Here is a 19,388-nt window from a genome sequence, read left to right as displayed (position 1 = left end):
CAGGAAAATCAGTTAACTTTTAGCTTCCTCAACTGGCTGATATTGGCTCGCTTGATCATCGACTCTAAATTATCAAACTGCTGCATACAGGCAAGGCCTATATTCACTTTGGAGTCCTCTTGCCAAACTTGAATAGTACTTGTTAATTGATCAATGACGTTTACTGCGCCTTGCTCAGAGGTGTGCGGCAACATTATTACGATCTGCTGATCATCTTGCTGTAAAAGCACATCCTGCTCTCTGAGCTTAGTTTTTAACTGCTCTATCACTATCGGCACGTCAGTTTTATAAATGTGGCTAGGATTGAATACTAATAATGACAACGGGTAACCCGCTTGCTTGCTTATATTTAGCAGATCTTCAAATGACTTCTTCTTATCAACTTTAGCATCAAGATTGAGTACTATTTGCTCTGGCTGTGTTGGTTTTGGTGCTTTCTTTTGATGCCAAGTGATGAATATGATTAGGCTGATGATCATTAGCGCGATAGGAAAAAGTGAACTGGGAATAATGCTGTTTACCGTTGTTGCTGTCATGAGGGAGTGATTAGGAGCGGCTATCTGTTCCTCACGACTTAACCCTGATTTGAGTTGCGATAACCAAATGTTTTTAATTGATAGCGTTTCGCTTTCTAGTGCCTCTAACTGTTTGATCTGGTATTGATATGCCAGTGAGAACTTTCCCTGTTTAGCAAAATAGTCTGCCAAGGTGGCATAGCTATGTTTTAAATCTGAGTAGCGGGCTTTCTCTTTCGCTAACGATATAGCCTGTTCCATTAATGTGAGGCCAGCTGCTTCACGGTACTGCTTCAGTTTGATCCGAGCATTGAGTGATAACGCGCTAATGGTGCCAATGGAGTCGGCTTCTTTGCGAAAGGTCGCCAAACTGAGGTTAACCAGTTGTTCCGCGCTGCTATATTTACCGCTATCAAAATCAATTAAAGCGATCGCATTGTAAGCTATGGCTAGCTCCAGTGGCGTACTGAGCTCAGCAAGTGTGACTCTGGCTATTTGGGTATATCTATCTCGCAGATTAGGTTGTTGATTTTGCTGAGCAAATCTGGCCATATCAAGTGCGATAAAAAGCTTCACTTTACCTAGCGTTGTGGGTTCCTTAAATGCCTTTTTAAGGTAAGTCTCAGCTTCTTTTTGTTCATCAATATCGGCTAACTGCTTAGCCATAGCGGCATATAAATAACCTTTCGGGGGCCAAGTCCAGCGTTGATCTTGCAAAGTGATCTCGGGGTAAATATCCAGAGCAAGTCTTATGTCTTCTATCGCAGCATTATTGTGTTTTACATCGGCATTGAGCTTGCTTCTGAGCCAAAGGCCACCGATGAGTGCCTGTGGTTGTTTTAGTTTGCGCGATAGTGAAATGGAAGAGTATAAAAGCGGTAGTGCTTGCTGGTAGTCGCCAAAACTTGCATAAGCTTGTGCCATACAATTTAGAAAATAGGGCCTCGCATGCTCAAGCGCTAATTGCTTTGCTTTGGCATCATTTAAGCGAGCCAGATTAATGGCGGCAGCGTTTTCACCTAGTTGGATATAGGACTCACATTTGAGTGCATTTAAACGCATCAATAGAGTATCTGATCTCGATACACCCAAATAGTGACGCTCAAGCGCATTGATCTCTGACAATGCTTTGCTTGGATATTGGTAGACGAGTGTATTTAACTGATCTAGTTGTTCCAACGTACTGCCAAACACTGGGGAAACCCAGAGTAGTAGACATAGCACGATGCTCCTAAAGTCCATTTGTAGCTCCAGTAATGACTCTATATCCGCTTTCCTTTAGCAGAGTGGGGCTATTATAACCATTTTATCTAAAAATATGCATAAAAAAGCTAAACAGTTGAGAATATTGCGACTTAACAACATTATTAGAGATGCTACGCAATAATATCTTCTTAAAGTCGTTTTTTGTAGAGTTAATTTTCAAGCTTGTGATTTTTGTGAGCAATGTTCAGTTTGGTAAATGCCTAAGTTGAGCAATTTAGGCTTGACATAGATGGCTGCTCGCGTTAAAAATTAACCGAAGCAGCAGAACTCGCTGACATAGTTATACAGAAAAGTTGAATAACCATTTATGAAGCATACAAGCACATTACTCATACTCCTCAGTCTCATTCTCGCAGTCACTGCGCGGAGGATATAGTGCTACACGCTTAAGAAAGCCTGCATTTATAAACCCCGCGAACAATTCGCGGGGTTTTTTGTATTTAAATTGCCTGAAAGCATAACTGAACGTTTGAAGTTCAATGGAGAGAATAGATGTCTGACCGCGTAATTATATTTGACACGACACTACGTGATGGCGAGCAAGCATTAGCTGCCAGTTTAACGGTTAAGGAAAAACTTCAAATAGCACTGGCATTGGAACGTCTAGGTGTTGACGTCATGGAAGTCGGTTTCCCAGTTTCTTCTCCTGGTGACTTTGAATCAGTACAGACAATTGCTAGAACGGTAAAAAATAGCCGTGTTTGTGCCTTATCAAGAGCGCTTGAGAAAGACATTGATGCTGCCGGGCAAGCGCTATCAGTTGCAGATCAGTTCCGTATCCATACTTTCATTTCAACTTCAACGATTCACGTTGAGAGCAAGCTAAAGCGCTCTTTTGATCAAGTATTAGAGATGGCTGTCGGCGCTGTGAAGTATGCGCGCCGCTTTACCGATGATGTTGAGTTTTCTTGTGAAGATGCAGGGCGTACACCGATAGATAACCTTTGCCGCATGGTTGAAGAGGCCATTAAGGCTGGCGCGCGTACGATTAATATTCCAGATACTGTTGGTTATACTGTACCGAGTGAGTTTGGCGGCATTATTCAGACCTTGTTTAATCGAGTTCCGAATATCGATCAGGCTGTTATATCTGTACATTGTCATGATGATTTGGGTTTGTCAGTGGCGAACTCTATTACGGCTGTGCAGCATGGTGCTCGCCAAATCGAATGTACAGTGAATGGTATTGGTGAGCGTGCTGGTAACTGTTCTCTGGAAGAGATTGCGATGATCCTTTCTACCCGTAAAGGTGAATTGGGTTTAGAAACTGGCATTAATGCAAAAGAGATCCACCGCACCTCTAGTTTGGTGAGCCAGCTATGTAATATGCCTGTGCAAGCTAATAAGGCGATTGTTGGCGCGAATGCTTTTACGCACTCTTCAGGTATTCACCAAGATGGCATGCTTAAAGCGCAAAATACCTATGAGATCATGACTCCGGAAAGTATTGGTCTTAATCGTAACAACTTGAATATGACCTCTCGCTCAGGCCGACATGTCATTAAGCACCGCATGAGTGAGCTTGGTTACGGCGATCAAGACTACGACATGGATATTCTATACGAAGACTTCCTTGTACTTGCAGATAAGAAAGGTCAAGTGTTTGATTATGATCTTGAAGCATTGGCCTTTATGGAAGCGCAAGCTGAAGATGATGATCATTTTAAATTGCAGCAGCTAGTTGTACATTCAGATTCAACAGAAGGTAGTGCAACAGCTACGGTAAAAGTTGAGGTGAACGGCGAAACAGTGACTGAAGCTGCCATTGGTAATGGCCCTGTAGACGCCGCTTATAAAGCAGTTGCACGTGCTAGTGGTTGTGAAATTGATATCACCAGTTATCAACTCGGCGCGAAAGGTGAGGGGCAAAATGCACTTGGCCAAGTCGATATTACTGCGAGTTACCGCAATCAGAATTTCCACGGTGTTGGGCTTGCAACAGATGTTGTCGAAGCATCTGTCAAAGCCTTAGTTCATGTGATGAATCTAACGTGGCGTGCGGATAAAGTGGCTGATTGTAAACAAAAAATACAACAAGAGAAACGCGTGTTAGGCGGTGTTTAGGTTTAGTGATGTACCCGATTTTAGATTAAAAAGAAAATTAAAGGAGTTAGTTGTCGTATGAGTTATCAAATAGCTGTATTAGCTGGAGATGGGATTGGTCCTGAAGTCATGGCAGAGGCCCGTAAAGTACTTACGGCTGTAGAGGAACGTTTTGCCCTTTCTATTGAATATACTGATTACGATGTTGGTGGCGCTGCGATTGACAGCCAAGGTTGCCCGCTGCCAGACGCGACACTCAAAGGTTGTGAAGCTGCCGATGCGATCCTTTTTGGCTCAGTAGGCGGCCCTAAGTGGGAGCACCTAGCACCAAACGATCAACCTGAGCGAGGGGCATTATTGCCGCTACGTGGACACTTTGAGTTGTTCTGTAATATGCGCCCTGCAAAATTGCATGCAGGCCTCGAGCATATGTCACCATTACGTAGTGATATCTCATCACGTGGTTTTGATGTGCTGTGTGTACGTGAACTCACCAGTGGGATTTACTTTGGTAAGCCGAAGGGACGTCAAGGTGAAGGTGAGAATGAAGAAGCATTCGATACCATGCGTTATACCCGTAAAGAGATCACCCGTATTGCTAAGATTGCCTTTGAGACTGCTCAAGGTCGCCGCAAAAAGGTTACTTCTGTCGATAAAGCGAATGTACTTGCCTGTTCTGTGCTTTGGCGTGAAGTGGTAGAAACGGTTGCTAAAGATTACCCAGATGTTGAGCTTGAACATATCTATATCGACAATGCGACGATGCAACTACTGCGCCGTCCAGACGAGTTTGACGTCATGCTTTGTTCAAACCTATTTGGCGATATCATCTCAGACGAAATTGCCATGCTTACAGGCTCTATGGGGCTATTGTCGTCTATCAGCATGAATAGTTCTGGTTTTGGTTTATATGAGCCAGCAGGTGGCAGTGCGCCAGACATTGCTGGTCAAGGTATCGCTAACCCAGTGGCGCAGATTTTGTCTGCAGCACTGCTACTTCGCCATAGCCTAAAGCAAGAAGCGGCTGCTACTGCAATTGAAACTGCAGTGGGCAAAGCATTAAGTGATGGCTACCTGACTGGCGAGTTGCTATCGAGCGAAGAGCGTCATAATGCAAAATCAACCAGTGAAATGGGCGATTATATTGCCCAGCTTGTAAAAGAAGGTGTTTAACAATGGCTAAGACATTATATGAAAAGGTATGGGATGCCCATATCGTGGTTGCCGCCGAAGGTGAAGCGCCAATTATCTATGTTGATAGGCATTTAGTGCATGAGGTGACATCACCTCAAGCGTTTAGTGGTTTAGAGGTCGCTGGGCGTAAAATGCGTGCGCCTGAAAAGACTTTCGCCACTATGGATCATAACACCTCAACAACTAGTGCAAGTCTTGATGCACTTAGCCCTATGGCGCGCACTCAAGTACAAACTCTTGAGCGAAACTGTAAAGAATTTGGCGTCAGGCTTTATGATATCCATCATAAGAACCAAGGTATTGTGCATGTTATGGGCCCTGAGTTGGGCATCACTTTACCTGGAACTGTGATTGTATGTGGTGATTCACATACCGCGACTCATGGTGCCTTTGGCGCACTAGCCTTTGGTATTGGTACTTCAGAAGTCGAGCATGTTATGGCGACGCAAACCTTGCGTCAGCTAAAAGCCAAAACCATGAAGATTGAAGTACGCGGTCACGTGGCTGAGGGCATTACTGCTAAAGATATTGTGCTGGCGATTATTGGGAAAATCGGCATGGATGGCGGTACTGGTTATGTGGTTGAATTCTGTGGTGAAGCGATAGAAGCGCTCACAATGGAAGGGCGCATGACGGTGTGTAACATGGCGATTGAGATGGGTGCTAAAGCGGGCATGATTGCGCCAGATGCAACGACCGCTGAGTACTTAAAAGGCCGTGAATTCGCACCTAAAGGCGATAACTGGCAGCAAGCAATTGCAGCATGGGCTGAATTGAAATCTGATGCTGACGCCACATTTGATGCGACTGTTGTATTAGAGGCAAGCGACATAGCTCCGCAACTGACGTGGGGGACTAACCCTGGACAAGTGGTCGCAATTGATCAACTCGTACCAAACCCTGCTGAAGAAACTAATTCAACAGTTCGTTCAAGCATCGAGAAAGCACTTGAATATGTTGATTTAAGCGCAGGCACTTTAATGACTGACGTTGGAATTAATAAGGTCTTTATTGGGTCCTGTACTAACTCACGCATAGAGGATCTACGTGCTGCTGCTGTGCATGCCAAAGGGCGTCAGGTTGCAGACGGCGTTAAGGCGATAGTCGTGCCAGGTTCAGGGTTGGTCAAAGAGCAAGCCGAAGCCGAAGGCTTAGATAAAATATTTTTGGATGCAGGCTTTGAATGGCGTTTACCTGGTTGCTCAATGTGCTTAGCGATGAATGACGATAAGCTAGAAGCTGGCGATCGCTGTGCATCGACAAGTAATCGTAACTTCGAAGGGCGACAAGGGCGAGGCAGTCGTACTCACTTAGTGAGTCCTGCTATGGCTGCAGCTGCTGCAGTTGCTGGTCATTTTGTTGATATCCGTAAACCTTACTAGAGAGTTAAGTTATGCAACCATTTATTGCACACACAGGGCTTGCGGTTATCATTGATAGCGCAAACGTTGATACTGATCAGATCATTCCAAAACAGTTTTTGTCGAAAGTTACTCGTGATGGTTTTGGCGTTCATCTGTTCCATGATTGGCGCTACCTAGATGATGCTGGCGATCAGCCTAATCCTGATTTTAATTTGAATAAGCCGCGTTATAAAGGCGCTTCAATTTTGATCTCGCAAGAGAACTTTGGTTGTGGCTCAAGCCGTGAGCATGCGCCATGGGCTTTAGCTGACTTCGGTTTAAAAGCGATTATAGCACCGAGCTTTGCTGATATTTTCTATGGCAACTCAATCAACAACGGTTTGCTACCTGTTAAATTAACAGATGCCGAAGTTGAGCAAGTTATGGCTGAAGTTGACGCGTTACCAGGTGCTGAAGTGACCGTTGATCTGCAAGCGCTAACTGTGACCTCACCATCTGGTGCGGTATTTAACTTTGAGATCGCAGAGTCAGCCAGACATAACCTGCTAAATGGACTTGACGCTATTGGGCTTACTTTGGCTCATGCGGATGCGATTAGCCATTATGAGGCCAACCTACCATCGTGGAGAGCTTAACGCTAAGCGATAGATTTTAAGCGTACGCTTGTACCAAGCTGTTGATATAACAAAGCCACTTAGCGTTAAAACTAAGTGGCTTTTGTTTTGACTATAATTATAATCAACCTAACTTGTTGTATTTTAATTATAATTATTAAGCTTCTTAGTCAGGCTTTTTGTATTACTTTCGCGCCAGTCATTTATGCTGTTGGTTGGGTTGAATTTAAGTGAACACGTGTTTTCTCGTGTTATTTGTTTAAGTGACTGTAAGTATTCTTTTATTTTTATTTTAAGGTTCTATCACCCTTCTGCTTAGCGAGCTTTTTAGCTAGTTTGTATCCTGTTTTTTAATTTAAAACGTGATCTATGTTTTATTCTCACTACCTTCCTTATGTTTTGCCAGTGTTTTACGCTGTTTTTATTAAAACACTTGTAAAGATATTCTGTGGTTGTAAAATCCGCTCCACTTTTAAGTGGAGTAATTGCTCTACTTGTTGTAATTACATAATTAGAGAACACAAATGAATAAGCGTTTATTAACACTTGCCGTTAGTACGGTACTTTTGGGGAATGTAACACAGGTTCAAGCTGCTGGATTTCAGTTAGCTGAATACTCGGCTACGGGACTTGGGCGTGCGTTTGCTGGTGAAGCGGCAATGGCTGATAACGCGGCGGCACAGTTTCGCAACCCTGCAATGCTTACCTATTTAAACGGTACGCAAATGACAGCTGGTGCCATCTTGGTCATGCCTAATATTGATATCAATGGTGAAGTGACCTATACCGATGGTACGAACCCAACATCTGCTCATGACATTGCCGATGATGCGGTTATTCCTAATTTCTATGTCTCTCATCAAATCGATGACAACTGGTTTGTTGGTTTAGCGCTTGGCAGTAATTTTGGCATGGCTACTGAGCTTGATGATGATTTCCGTGGGACACAATTTGGTAATGAAGCGTCTGTTACTACCATAGAGATTAATCCTAACGTGGCGTACCGCATCAATGATCAGTTTAGTATCGGCGGCGGTGTGCGCTTTGTGATTGGTGAAGGCAGCATTGGCGCAAAAAGCTCAGCTGACACTGTTCTTCCTACACCAGTTGGTAACTTACCAGTTCCGAAAGGTACAACGCTTAAGTATATGGAAGGTGATGACACCGCTTGGGGATGGCAGTTAGGCGGTGCTTGGCAGATAAATGCTGACAACAGAGTTGGTTTTAACTACCGCTCAGCAGTCGATCAAAACCTTGAAGGCGAAGCCAATGGTTTAGCCTTTAACCCAATGGATCCAACAATGAAGATGGCGGGTTCTATGGAGTTGTCATTACCTGCAACGGCGGAGCTTGCTTCTTACCATCAATTAAGCGAAAAACTTGCCATTCATGCCAGTATTAACTGGACCGATTGGAGCTCATTTGAGAAGTTAGAAGCGGTTATCCCTGCACTCTCTGAGCCTACTCAACTAGTGAAGCAAGAGAATTGGGAAGATAACTACCGTTTTGCACTGGGTACGACTTATCAGCTGAACGACACAGTAAGTATGCGAGCGGGTGTTGCTTACGACAAATCTGCAGTGTCTGATGCTAATCGTACTCTGACAATTCCTGAGATGGATCGTCTATGGTTGAGTGCAGGTATGGGTTACCGCATTAGCGAAAACTTTGATATGGATTTTGGTCTGACTTACATCTTTGCTGATGAATCTCCAGTTGTAGAACCGCGTCCAGGTATCCCGTCAGATGATTCTTCTGCTCATTTTGGTGGTACTTTTACCGGTACAACGAGTGGTAATATTTTGTTAGTAGGTATCCAAACAAGCTACCGCTTTTAAAGTGTAGTCATTACAAGTTGGCGTGTATTAAACATATGTGCCTGTAAGTTTAAGCCTCGCATTAGCGGGGCTTTTTACTTTGTTAGCCATTGGATTATTAGGTGGGTTTCATGGTAAAAGAGTTAACTTGCAGTGGGTTAATAACCCTCAGTTTTCAAATTCAGTACGCAAAATAAAAGTGAGTTTTTGCTGGAATAGGCTCTACTAAAAAGAGGTTTAAAATGAACATTAAAGCCCTTAACTTATCGGTTTGTTTGCTGTTAATTAGCTTTGTCCCAGCCTATTGCAGTGCCGATGATGTAATGCCAATCAAAGCTAATGCTTCGATTGAGGTGGTTGAGCAGTTTATAGAGGCTTTTAATGAACATAGTGTCGGGAAGCTGCTATCTCACACTACTGACTCTGTACATTGGTTCAATATATCTGGTAGTAAAATGCTCATAGAGACCTCATCAAAAAATGAGCTTGGTGCGGCGATGGCCGACTATTTTCAAACGCTACCTGATGCCAAAGCCACGTTGACGCAGGCGGTAAGTTCAGCCAATTATGTGAGCACCATCGAAAAGGTGACTTGGAGTCATGACGGTGAGCTAGATAGCCAATGTAGCATTGGGGTTTATGAGTTAAAGCAAGGCAAAATTAATGCGGTGTGGTATTACCCTGCCCATGCCTGTGAACTGGAGCCTGGCGGCGATAATATTGTGCAACCAGAAATCGGTTTACTAAAAGAAACACGTCAATAAGGAAGTTTTTGTGTCAAAGAAATATGTCATCGCACTCGATCAAGGTACCACGAGTTCAAGAGCAATTGTTTTCGATCACGATGCGAATATGGTGGCGAGCTCACAACGAGAGTTTGGCCAGATTTACCCACAACCAGGTTGGGTAGAGCATGATGCAATGGAGATCTGGGCATCGCAAAGCTCAACCTTAATTGAAGCGTTAGCACGAGCGGATATTCATAGTGAAGATGTCGCCGCAATAGGGATCACCAATCAGCGTGAAACCACGGTTATCTGGGATAAAGTGACTGGCAAACCTGTGTATAACGCCATTGTATGGCAGTGCCGAAGAAGCAAAGCGATTTGTGATGAGTTGAAGGCGCAAGGATTAGAAGAGTACGTTAAAGACGCAACGGGCTTATTGTTAGACCCTTACTTTTCAGGGACTAAAATTAAGTGGATCCTTGATAACGTTGAAGGTGTAAGAGAACGTGCTGAAAAGGGCGAGTTACTATTTGGTACCATCGATAGCTGGCTGGTATGGAAGCTCACCGAAGGCAAAGTACATGTCACCGATCCAACCAATGCCTCCCGAACGCTATTGTTTAATATTCATCAGCAAGCTTGGGATGAAAAGCTACTTAAAGCGTTAAATATACCTCGCTCTCTTCTGCCAGAAGTTAAACCTTCATCGGCTATCTATGGTCAAACTCGCATAGCAGGTGAAGGCAGTAGCATTGCTATCGCCGGTATTGCGGGCGACCAGCAATCTGCCTTGTTCGGTCAACTCTGTATTGACGAGGGCATGGCTAAAAATACCTATGGTACAGGCTGTTTTTTACTGATGAACACTGGTACTGAGGCGGTAAAATCCCAACATGGCTTATTAACGACAATTGCAGTGGGCGCTAAAGGTGAGGTTAATTATGCACTCGAAGGCTCAGTATTTATGGGCGGAGCAACGATTCAATGGCTGCGCGATGAGTTAGGGCTGATTAGGGATGCACAAGACACTGAATATTTTGCTTCGAAGGTAGAAAATACCAATGGCGTATATTTGGTACCTGCTTTTGTTGGCTTAGGCGCGCCGTATTGGGATCCTGATGCCAGAGGTGCTTTAGTTGGCTTAACCCGTGGTGCAAATCGAAATCATATTATTCGTGCAGCTCTGGAGGCTATTGCTTATCAAAGTCGAGATCTACTTGATGCTATGAGTAAAGACAGTGGCGTGGAGCTGAAGCAGATCAAAGTTGATGGTGGCGCAGTCGCCAATGACTTCCTAATGCAGTTTCAAGCAGATATTACCAATGTAGATGTATTGCGCCCCGAGTTAACCGAAACCACGGCAATGGGGGCTGCCTTTTTAGCCGGATTAGCTGTTGGTTTTTGGAGTTCTACTGCTGAGCTTAAACACAAAGCGGGTATTGAACGACGCTTTAAACCTAAGATTAATGATGCTGACAGAGCAACACTTTATGATGGCTGGAAAGAGGCCGTGGCGAGAACGCGTTAAACATTGATGTCGATATGACCAAAGGGCGAGTCATCCTCGTCTCTTTTGTTCATTGATGTCTGTTGCCCATCCTCTCGCCTATCTTCGACATAATTTTTACGCCTTTCTAAGCTAGGATCGAGCTGATAGAGAGCTGATGGGTTTTTGCGCCTATCTTCTCGAGACTCACGTCTTTCTAAGTGTGGTGGCAATTGTGCTTGCGGCTGTTCATGGCTATCTGCTGTGATCGCAGCACTATTGTTAACCGGTTTTACGCCATCTTTTTGTTTAATCTCACGCAGAGGCGGTCGGGCTAACATGGCATAAATACTGTCTAAACTAATCATAGAGCCTTCATAACGTAAGTTATTGATTACTTATATATCGGCAGGTGTCGCTTAAAATTTAGTCAAATATGGACAATATAAGAAGAATTATAGTGAATGGCACTATTTGATCTGTTGTGAGAGTAGATCCCTTATCTGAAGACGTGGTGAAGTGCAGCGAGTGCATATGAGGCTCAATAGAATCGACTATGGGTTAAATATCGTTAACCTAAATTTAGTTTCCAGATATCGAACCTAGATTTTTAGCCAATAGCGAGTGTAATTTAGGCTTCATTAATGAAGAGCAAAGGGGAATAAACCCCACTTAAGTGTTACTGCAAGTCCACTGTACGACTCTCTTCTGTCTGTTTTTCCTACTTTTTAGATATTTTTAATAACCCATCTCCCACAAAAATCCCTATTTGTGCACTCGATAGCATTTAGATTAAAACTCCCTGCTAACCCGCTTGGTTACTGGATTTTAAATAACACCGAGCCCTTGACAATTCTTGCATTGTGTCCCTAAACTTAGCTGTTGTGGGTAAATGTGGATATTTGTGGATTTTTGATAATTTAACAAGGACGATATAACGTGTTTTCTGGGGCGAGCGCTATTAATTTAGATGCGAAAGGACGAATTGCGATGCCAAAGCGGCACCGTGAGCCTTTGCACGCCCATCATAACAGTCAATTAGTGATTACTGTCGATATTCAATCGCCCTGTTTACTGCTCTATCCAGTGCAAGAGTGGCAGCAAATAGCGGTTAAGTTATCTCAATTATCAGATACCCAGCCAGCAGAACGAGCCATTAAGCGCATGTTACTTGGTTATGCCCATGAATGTGAATTAGACGGCAATGGCCGCATTCTGTTACCCACCCCCCTACGTCAATACGCCAATTTGGAAAAACGGGCGATGTTAGTCGGGCAACTTAATAAGTTTGAGTTATGGGATGAAGCTGCATGGCAACAGCAGATTGAAGAGAGTCGCATTGCGATTCTTAATGAAGATTTAGCAGCTAACCAACGTTTAGCTGACTTTTCGCTTTAGTTAGCGACAATTAATATATAGAAGATAAACATGACGCAATCATTTGAACACCTATCAGTCTTGTTGACCGAAACAGTCGCAGGCTTAAATATACGCGAAGATGGCATCTACATAGATGGTACTTTCGGCCGTGGTGGTCATTCAAGAAAAGTGCTTGAGCAACTCGGACCTAATGGCCGTTTGATTGCGATTGATAGAGATCCACAGGCCATTTTGGCCGCAGAGCAGTTTAAAGACGATAGTCGTTTTCAGATTGTGCATGGTGGCTTTGGTCAGTTAGCGCAGTATGTCGAAGAGCTTGGGCTGAAAGGTAAGATTGACGGTGTATTGCTCGACTTTGGTGTGTCTTCACCTCAGCTTGATGATGCTGAACGTGGTTTCAGTTTCCTACGTGATGGTCCATTGGATATGCGTATGGATAATTCTCAAGGTCAGACCGCAGCCCAGTGGATTGCTCGTGCCGAAATTGAAGACATGGCATGGGTATTTAAAACCTATGGCGAAGAAAAAAATTCGCGCCATATTGCTCGTTGTATTGCAGCGGATCGCGAGAAAACGCCGTTTTTACGGACTAAAGAGTTAGCCGATCTTATTGCACGTATTACTAAGAATAAAGAGCGTAATAAACACCCAGCAACACGCGTGTTCCAAGCTATTCGTATTTATATCAATAGTGAACTTGAACAGATTGATCAGGCATTGGAAGGCGCGTTAACAGTGTTGGCGCCAGAAGGGCGTTTATCTGTCATTAGTTTCCATTCTTTGGAAGATCGCATGGTTAAGCGCTTTATTCGCCGTCATAGCCAAGGGGAAAGTGTGCCGCATGGTTTACCGATCACAGAAGCTGAGATCAATAAGTCACGTAAGTTGAAAGGCATAGGCAAAGCAATTAAACCGTCGGCTGAAGAGATAGAGCGTAACGCTAGAGCGAGAAGTTCAGTATTACGTATTGGTGAACGTTTACCTTATGACCTTGAGTCAGTGTAGAGGCTTCGGTGAGTAAGTCGCAGCTAAACCTAACTCGTATTGTGTTGCTCGATTTATGGCATCACAAATGGGTCATGGTGGTTGCACTGCTCGTCATGCTCAATGCAATAGCCGTGGTTTACACCAGTTATGAAGGACGAAAGTACACCAGCCAGTGGGAGCAGTTGCTACAAGAGCGTGATCGATTAGACATTGAATGGCGAAACTTGTTACTTGAAGAGCAGTCTCGCTCAGAGCATAGCAGAGTTACCCGGATGGCGACTAAAGAGCTCGATATGAGGCGTCCTTTACCCAAAGAAGAGGTGGTAGTTAGAGTCCCATGAGTAAACAGGCAAAGCGCAAACAGAAACCACAGCTGATCCAATGGCGTTTATACGTTGTTGTGGCGTTTGTTTGCATGCTATTTACCAGCCTTATCGGTCGAGCGGCATATATTCAGATTATTGAGCCAGAAAAGCTGCGCCACGAAAGTGATATGCGTACTTTAAGAACCACTAGCCGCGAAGTGCAGCGAGGCCTCATTACCGATCGTAACGGCGAAATGTTGGCGGTCAGTGTGCCTGTTAAAGCTGTTTATGCTGATCCTAAAGTCGTGCATGACGAAAATGGTTTTGTTGATATGCGCCGTTGGCAAGCGCTTGCTGACGTGCTGCATGAGCCGAAAGAAAAAATTTTAAAGCGAGTGCAAAGTAATCCACGTAAACGCTTTACCTACCTAAAGCGCCAAGTCACACCAGCGGTTGCTGACTACATTAAGAAACTTAAACTCCCTGGTGTTTACCTTAAGCCTGAATCACGTCGCTATTATCCAACCAGTGAGATCTCGGCACAGCTAGTCGGTATTACCAATATTGACGATTTAGGCATTGAAGGGATAGAGAATACCTATAACGATTGGCTAACGGGAACACCGAGTAAACAGAAGGTGCGTAAATCACGTGATGGTCACGTCGTTGAGCGTCTGGATATGGTGCAAGAGGGTGAAAGCCCTAATGATCTAGTACTCAGTATTGACCAACGCATTCAGCAGTTAGCATATCGAGAGATAAAAAAGGCCACTGAAGCTAACCAAGCAACGTCGGCATCCATTGTGGTGTTAGATGTGAATACTGGTGAAGTGTTGGCGATGGCTAATACTCCCTCTTACAACCCAAATTCGCGTGAGAACTTACAGAGTTATCGGATGCGAAATCGTGCTTTAACCGATGCCTATGAGCCAGGTTCGACCATCAAGCCGTTTGTAGTCGCAGCAGCGCTTGAAGCGGGCACGATTAAGCTCGACGACATCATTAAAACGAATCCCGGTCGAATGCGTATTGGCGGTAAAATTGTACGTGATACTCGCAACTATGGAGACCTGTCGCTAGCCGGGATCTTGGTGCATTCAAGTAACGTTGGCATGACCAAAATTGCATTATCAATGCCAGTACAAGAGTTGCTAGGCTCCTATCAGGCGATGGGATTGGGTAACTACTCAGGGATTAATCTTGAAGGCGAGAGTGCGGGCCTTATTCATGATCGCCGTCGCTGGTCTGAGTTTGAGCGAGCCACACTGTCGTTTGGCTATGGCTTAATGGCTACACCATTACAGATAGCCAGAATGTATGCCACTCTTGGAAGTAAAGGGGTGCTTTATCCAACTTCGATTCTAAAGCTTAAGCAAAAGCCTGAAGGTACCCAAGTCATCTCTGCGGATGTTGCGCAGAATGTGATGGAGATGCTGGTTGGTGTCACCGAGAAAGGCGGCACCGCGCGTAAGGCGCATATTGAAGGTTATCCAGTTGCAGGTAAAACAGGGACTGCACGTAAGGCCGTTGCCGGCGGTTATGGTGAAGATTATGTGGCTATTTTTGCCGGAGTTGCGCCAGTACATAACCCTAGACTTGCTATTGCTGTTGTTGTTAATGAACCTAAAGGCGATAGATATTACGGCGGTGATATTGCTGCCCCCGTCTTCGCATCAGTAATGTCTGGAGCATTACAAATGTTGAATGTTGAACCCATTTCTAGCCGCGAAAAAGTTCGTTTGGCTGCTTTATCTAGGAGTGCAGAATAATGTTAATTCGAGATCTCCTTGCTCCCTGGTTCCACTATTCAGGCATAGAAGTTTTCAATGATCTCACGCTTGATAGCCGCGCGCTAAAAGCGGGCGATCTTTTTGTCGCAGTACCTGGTTATCAGGTAGATGGACGACAGTATACTCAAGCCGCATTGGATAACGGTGCCGCTGCAGTATTGGTGCATACCGACTCGCCAGAAGAACACGGCAAAGTTAGCACCGATAATGGTTTGCAAATTTCGTTTTTCCAGTTAAACCGTCAACTGTCAGCGTTAGCAGTGCAGGCATACCCTTTGTCGAGCAAACGACCAAAGATTATCGGAGTGACGGGCACTAACGGTAAAACCTCTGTTACGCAGTTAATTGCTCAATTACAGCAACTGCAGAGCAAGCAAACTGCTGTGATGGGGACGCTGGGCAATGGATTATGGGGCGAGCTCGTCGATAGTGGCAACACCACTGCCGACGCTATTACCCTGATTAAGCAATTACAAAATTTTGAAAAAAGCCATGCTGATACCTGCGCTATGGAAGTATCTAGTCATGGTTTAGTGCAAGGCCGTGTCGAAGCGGTGCCTTTTGATGTCGCTGTCTTTACCAATTTGAGCCGCGATCACCTCGATTACCACCATACAATGGAAGCTTATGGCGCTGCTAAGCAACGTCTGTTTAATTTCAGCTCATTGAGTGCAGGCTTGATAAATTATGATGACGAAACCGGCGCCTCGTGGTTAGCACAAGCTACATCAACAAAAACATTAGGCTTCAGTATTAAGGGTAATAGCAAGGCGGATATCTATGCCAAGCAGTGCCATTACCATGATGGTGGCGTTACGTGCACATTAGTTTGGCCTGAAGGCGAAGCTAAACTGCAATCGCCGCTATTAGGTGACTTTAATCTTTCTAATTTAGTGGCAGCGCTGGGCGCACTTTATCTTGTGGGTGAAGATATGGCAGCCATAGTAAGACTCGCGTCAGCCCTGACGCCGGTTGCTGGTCGAATGGAGCGATTTACCACCACTGGCAATGTAACGTTAGTTGTCGATTATGCCCACACGCCAGATGCTATCGAGCAGGCTTTACAGGCATTAAGAGTGCACTGTAAGGGTGAATTATGGTGCTTGTTTGGTTGTGGTGGAGATAGAGATTCAGGTAAACGCCCTATGATGGCAAGCAGTGCAGAGCAGTTTGCCGATCATGTGATGGTGACCAGCGATAACGCACGTAGTGAAAATCCTGAAGATATCATCGCAGATGTTTTTTCAGGATTTATTGAGCCGCAAAAGGCGCAATCTCAAGTTAATCGTAAAGCAGCTATTAGAGAAGTGGTTGCCTTGGCAAAACCTGGTGACATGGTGCTACTTGCCGGTAAAGGGCATGAAACCTACCAAGAAGTTAATGGTGAAAAATTGAATTATGACGAACGCGCATTTACCAAAGCCATAGCGGAAGGTAAAGCATGATAAAGCTAACGTTAACTGAAATTGCTGAGCACCTTGGGGGCAAGTTGCTTGGAGAAGATTTGTCGATAGAACAGGTATCGAGTGATAGTCGCGCTGTGGATGGACAAACACTCTTTGTGGCACTTAAAGGTGACAACTTTGATGGCCATAACTTTGTAGCATCAGCTGCAGAGAATGGCGTAAGGGCGGTGCTGGTTGAGCACGAACTCCCAGATGCTGTTTCGCAAATCATTGTAGACAATAGCCAGCGAGCAATGGGGGACATTGGCGCTTATGTACGAGAGAAGCTAGCGCCAGTCTGTGTTGCATTAACTGGCTCAAACGGCAAAACCAGTGTTAAAGAGATGGTTGCCACTATTTTGTCACAGCAACACCAAGTGCTTTATACCGCTGGGAATTTTAACAACGAAATCGGTGTGCCGCTGACATTATTACGTTTACAAGCTGGTGATCAGTTTGGTGTATTTGAGCTTGGTGCTAATCATGCTGGAGAAATTGATTATACCTCGAGCCTAGTTAAACCCACTGTCGCGATGGTGAATAATGTTGCCTCGGCACACCTTGAAGGGTTTGGCTCGTTAGCGGGAGTTGCCAAGGCTAAATCTGAGATATTCAATCACGTTGCAACAGACGGTACTGCGGTTATCAATGCCGATGATGCTTTTGCAGCAGTGATGTTAGCGGCATCTAAACATTTAACTCAGTTAACCTTTGCTATTGATGCAGCCGCTGATGTGAAAGCGACTGCATTACACGCGGATAAAGGTGGGCGATACAGCTTCGATATTTCCTATGCTGGACAGGTTGAATCTGTGGTTTTACCGCTTGCTGGCCGCCATCAGGTACTTAATGCATTGGCTGCTAGTAGTCTATGTTTGGCACTTGGTATGTCATTAAGCTTTATCAATCAAGGACTGAGCCTACTTGAGCCCGTCAAGGGCAGAATGTTGCCAACTCGTTTAGGCAGAGTAACGGTAATTGATGATAGCTATAATGCTAACCCCGCCTCGGTAGGTGCGGCGATTGACTGGCTTCAAGAAATTAACGGAAATCGGTGTTTAGTGCTGGGCGATTTAGGAGAATTAGGCGACAATGCCGCCCTTTTGCACAATGAGCTAGGCGCAGAAGCTAAAGCAAAAGGTGTTGATGCACTGTTTTGTGTTGGCGAGCTAAGTGAAGGTGCAAGTCATGCTTTTGGTACTACACACCACAAAGATATTAATGAATTGATAGAGAAATTAGTGGCTTATATAAATGAGTCTAATGGCGATATCACAATCTTAGTCAAAGGTTCTCGCAGTGCGAGAATGGAACGTGTAGTTGAAGCTTTAACAATGGCCTTTGGTCGCGGGGAGTTTGTTTAATGCTGGTTTACCTGGCGGAGTATTTAACCCAGTTTTACAGTGGGTTTAACGTATTTTCTTATGTCACCTTCCGAGCCATTCTTGGATTGATGACGGCATTGATGTTTAGTCTTTGGTGGGGACCAAAGATGATAGAACGTTTGCAGTTATTGCAAATTGGCCAAGTTGTGCGAAACGACGGCCCCGAGTCTCATTTTAGCAAGCGCGGAACACCTACTATGGGTGGTCTGCTTATTCTTGCTGGTATTTTTATTAGTGTATTGCTTTGGGGCGATTTAGGTAGCCGTTATGTGTGGGTTGTGCTGTTTGTGCTAGCAAGTTTTGGCACCATTGGTTTTATCGATGACTATCGCAAAGTGGTTCGAAAAGACACTAAGGGATTGATCGCCCGTTGGAAATACCTATTGCAATCTATAGCAGCCATTGTGATTGCTGTTTATCTTTACGCGTCAGCTGACACGGCTGGAGAAACACAGTTAGTGGTACCTTTCTTTAAAGATGTGATGCCGCAACTGGGGGCTTTCTTTATTGTATTGGTGTACTTCACGATTGTGGGCTCAAGTAATGCGGTCAACTTAACCGACGGTCTTGATGGTTTAGCTATTATGCCAACCGTTATGGTCGCAGCTGCATTTGCCTTGATCGCGTATCTTTCGGGTCATGTTCAATTTGCTAACTATTTGCACATTCCTTATCTGCCTGGAGCGGGTGAGTTAGTGATTGTCTGTACGGCGATTGTTGGTGCGGGACTTGGGTTCTTATGGTTTAACACTTATCCAGCACAAGTATTTATGGGGGATGTAGGTTCTCTAGCACTTGGTGCTGCACTTGGCGCAATAGCGGTATTAGTGCGCCAAGAGATCTTACTTGTCATCATGGGGGGCGTGTTCGTGATGGAGACCGTATCCGTTATATTGCAGGTCGGTTCTTACAAGCTAAGAGGCCAGCGTATCTTCCGTATGGCACCTATACATCATCATTATGAGTTAAAAGGGTGGCCAGAGCCGCGCGTTATCGTGCGCTTTTGGATTATCTCCCTGTTCCTAGTGTTGCTTGGTCTTGCAACGTTGAAGCTTAGATAAAACGGACA

Annotated in this window: 16 protein-coding genes; 14 read left to right on the top strand and 2 right to left on the bottom strand. The window is 44.6% G+C overall.

Features of this window, described 5'->3' with window-relative positions:
* Positions 1-8: 8 nt before the first annotated feature.
* The gene (locus L2730_RS19315; RefSeq protein ID WP_248976083.1) at positions 9-1,757 is read right to left on the bottom strand and encodes a histidine kinase; all 1,749 of its coding nucleotides are present in this window, start codon (positions 1,755-1,757) and stop codon (positions 9-11) included.
* 516 nt (positions 1,758-2,273) lie between these two features.
* Between L2730_RS19315 and leuA the strand changes: the two genes are divergently transcribed.
* From leuA to glpK, 7 genes are all read left to right on the top strand, one after another.
* Positions 2,274-3,845, top strand: a complete 1,572-nt coding sequence (leuA, locus tag L2730_RS19310) for a 2-isopropylmalate synthase (RefSeq protein WP_248976082.1) — start codon at positions 2,274-2,276, stop codon at positions 3,843-3,845.
* Between the two features lie 57 nt (positions 3,846-3,902).
* A complete protein-coding gene (leuB, locus tag L2730_RS19305) occupies positions 3,903-4,997 on the top strand; it encodes a 3-isopropylmalate dehydrogenase (protein WP_220738222.1) in 1,095 nt (364 codons plus the stop codon).
* A 2-nt stretch (positions 4,998-4,999) separates the two neighbouring features.
* Positions 5,000-6,400 carry a 3-isopropylmalate dehydratase large subunit gene (gene leuC / locus L2730_RS19300; protein WP_248976081.1) on the top strand — a complete coding sequence of 467 codons (1,401 nt, stop codon included), beginning with the start codon at positions 5,000-5,002 and terminating at the stop codon, positions 6,398-6,400.
* An 11-nt stretch (positions 6,401-6,411) separates the two neighbouring features.
* On the top strand, positions 6,412-7,017 hold the full coding sequence (gene leuD / locus L2730_RS19295) for a 3-isopropylmalate dehydratase small subunit (protein WP_248976080.1): 606 nt from the start codon (positions 6,412-6,414) through the stop codon (positions 7,015-7,017).
* A 503-nt stretch (positions 7,018-7,520) separates the two neighbouring features.
* Positions 7,521-8,834 (top strand): outer membrane protein transport protein, encoded by a 1,314-nt coding sequence (locus tag L2730_RS19290; RefSeq protein WP_248976079.1) that lies wholly within the window; start codon positions 7,521-7,523, stop codon positions 8,832-8,834.
* 221 nt (positions 8,835-9,055) lie between these two features.
* Positions 9,056-9,577 (top strand): nuclear transport factor 2 family protein, encoded by a 522-nt coding sequence (locus tag L2730_RS19285; RefSeq protein WP_248976078.1) that lies wholly within the window; start codon positions 9,056-9,058, stop codon positions 9,575-9,577.
* Positions 9,578-9,587: 10 nt separating this feature from the next.
* Positions 9,588-11,069, top strand: a complete 1,482-nt coding sequence (gene glpK, locus L2730_RS19280) for a glycerol kinase GlpK (protein ID WP_248976077.1) — start codon at positions 9,588-9,590, stop codon at positions 11,067-11,069.
* On the opposite strand, the gene L2730_RS19275 is transcribed toward glpK, so the two are convergent.
* Positions 11,066-11,395, bottom strand: coding sequence for a hypothetical protein (locus L2730_RS19275; protein WP_248976076.1), 330 nt, complete (start codon positions 11,393-11,395; stop codon positions 11,066-11,068). The two genes, glpK and L2730_RS19275, sit on opposite strands and share 4 nt — an antisense overlap.
* A gap of 571 nt (positions 11,396-11,966) precedes the next feature.
* Between L2730_RS19275 and mraZ the strand changes: the two genes are divergently transcribed.
* The 7 genes from mraZ to mraY are packed head-to-tail and all read left to right on the top strand — an operon-like array spanning position 11,967 to position 19,380.
* Positions 11,967-12,425, top strand: coding sequence for a division/cell wall cluster transcriptional repressor MraZ (gene mraZ / locus L2730_RS19270; RefSeq protein WP_020912332.1), 459 nt, complete (start codon positions 11,967-11,969; stop codon positions 12,423-12,425).
* A 30-nt stretch (positions 12,426-12,455) separates the two neighbouring features.
* Positions 12,456-13,412, top strand: coding sequence for a 16S rRNA (cytosine(1402)-N(4))-methyltransferase RsmH (gene rsmH, locus L2730_RS19265; RefSeq protein ID WP_020912333.1), 957 nt, complete (start codon positions 12,456-12,458; stop codon positions 13,410-13,412).
* 8 nt (positions 13,413-13,420) lie between these two features.
* A complete protein-coding gene (gene ftsL, locus L2730_RS19260; protein WP_020912334.1) occupies positions 13,421-13,735 on the top strand; it encodes a cell division protein FtsL in 315 nt (104 codons plus the stop codon).
* Positions 13,732-15,468 (top strand): peptidoglycan D,D-transpeptidase FtsI family protein, encoded by a 1,737-nt coding sequence (locus L2730_RS19255; RefSeq protein WP_020912335.1) that lies wholly within the window; start codon positions 13,732-13,734, stop codon positions 15,466-15,468. The genes ftsL and L2730_RS19255 overlap by 4 nt, the downstream gene beginning before the upstream one ends.
* A complete protein-coding gene (gene murE / locus L2730_RS19250; RefSeq protein WP_248976125.1) occupies positions 15,465-16,934 on the top strand; it encodes a UDP-N-acetylmuramoyl-L-alanyl-D-glutamate--2,6-diaminopimelate ligase in 1,470 nt (489 codons plus the stop codon). Before L2730_RS19255 ends, murE begins: the two co-directional genes overlap by 4 nt.
* Positions 16,931-18,298: a UDP-N-acetylmuramoyl-tripeptide--D-alanyl-D-alanine ligase gene (locus L2730_RS19245; protein WP_248976075.1), complete on the top strand. Its 1,368-nt coding sequence runs from the start codon at positions 16,931-16,933 to the stop codon at positions 18,296-18,298. Before murE ends, L2730_RS19245 begins: the two co-directional genes overlap by 4 nt.
* Positions 18,298-19,380, top strand: a complete 1,083-nt coding sequence (mraY, locus tag L2730_RS19240; protein WP_020912338.1) for a phospho-N-acetylmuramoyl-pentapeptide-transferase — start codon at positions 18,298-18,300, stop codon at positions 19,378-19,380. The genes L2730_RS19245 and mraY overlap by 1 nt, the downstream gene beginning before the upstream one ends.
* The last annotated feature ends 8 nt before the right edge of the window (positions 19,381-19,388 follow it).

Source organism: Shewanella kaireitica, from assembly GCF_023284045.1.
Taxonomy (GTDB): domain Bacteria; phylum Pseudomonadota; class Gammaproteobacteria; order Enterobacterales; family Shewanellaceae; genus Shewanella; species Shewanella kaireitica.
Note: the sequence above shows the minus strand (reverse complement) of the source record. Positions and strands in the feature narration are given on the sequence as shown.

Bases quoted from the DNA above. Each gene is read 5' to 3' on its own strand.
- L2730_RS19315 (WP_248976083.1), bottom strand. From the start codon at position 1,757: ATGGACTTTAGGAGCATCGTGCTATGTCTACTACTCTGGGTTTCCCCA.
- leuA (WP_248976082.1), top strand. From the start codon at position 2,274: ATGTCTGACCGCGTAATTATATTTGACACGACACTACGTGATGGCGAG.
- leuB (WP_220738222.1), top strand. From the start codon at position 3,903: ATGAGTTATCAAATAGCTGTATTAGCTGGAGATGGGATTGGTCCTGAA.
- leuC (WP_248976081.1), top strand. From the start codon at position 5,000: ATGGCTAAGACATTATATGAAAAGGTATGGGATGCCCATATCGTGGTT.
- leuD (WP_248976080.1), top strand. From the start codon at position 6,412: ATGCAACCATTTATTGCACACACAGGGCTTGCGGTTATCATTGATAGC.
- L2730_RS19290 (WP_248976079.1), top strand. From the start codon at position 7,521: ATGAATAAGCGTTTATTAACACTTGCCGTTAGTACGGTACTTTTGGGG.
- L2730_RS19285 (WP_248976078.1), top strand. From the start codon at position 9,056: ATGAACATTAAAGCCCTTAACTTATCGGTTTGTTTGCTGTTAATTAGC.
- L2730_RS19275 (WP_248976076.1), bottom strand. From the start codon at position 11,395: ATGATTAGTTTAGACAGTATTTATGCCATGTTAGCCCGACCGCCTCTG.
- rsmH (WP_020912333.1), top strand. From the start codon at position 12,456: ATGACGCAATCATTTGAACACCTATCAGTCTTGTTGACCGAAACAGTC.
- L2730_RS19255 (WP_020912335.1), top strand. From the start codon at position 13,732: ATGAGTAAACAGGCAAAGCGCAAACAGAAACCACAGCTGATCCAATGG.
- L2730_RS19245 (WP_248976075.1), top strand. From the start codon at position 16,931: ATGATAAAGCTAACGTTAACTGAAATTGCTGAGCACCTTGGGGGCAAG.
- mraY (WP_020912338.1), top strand. From the start codon at position 18,298: ATGCTGGTTTACCTGGCGGAGTATTTAACCCAGTTTTACAGTGGGTTT.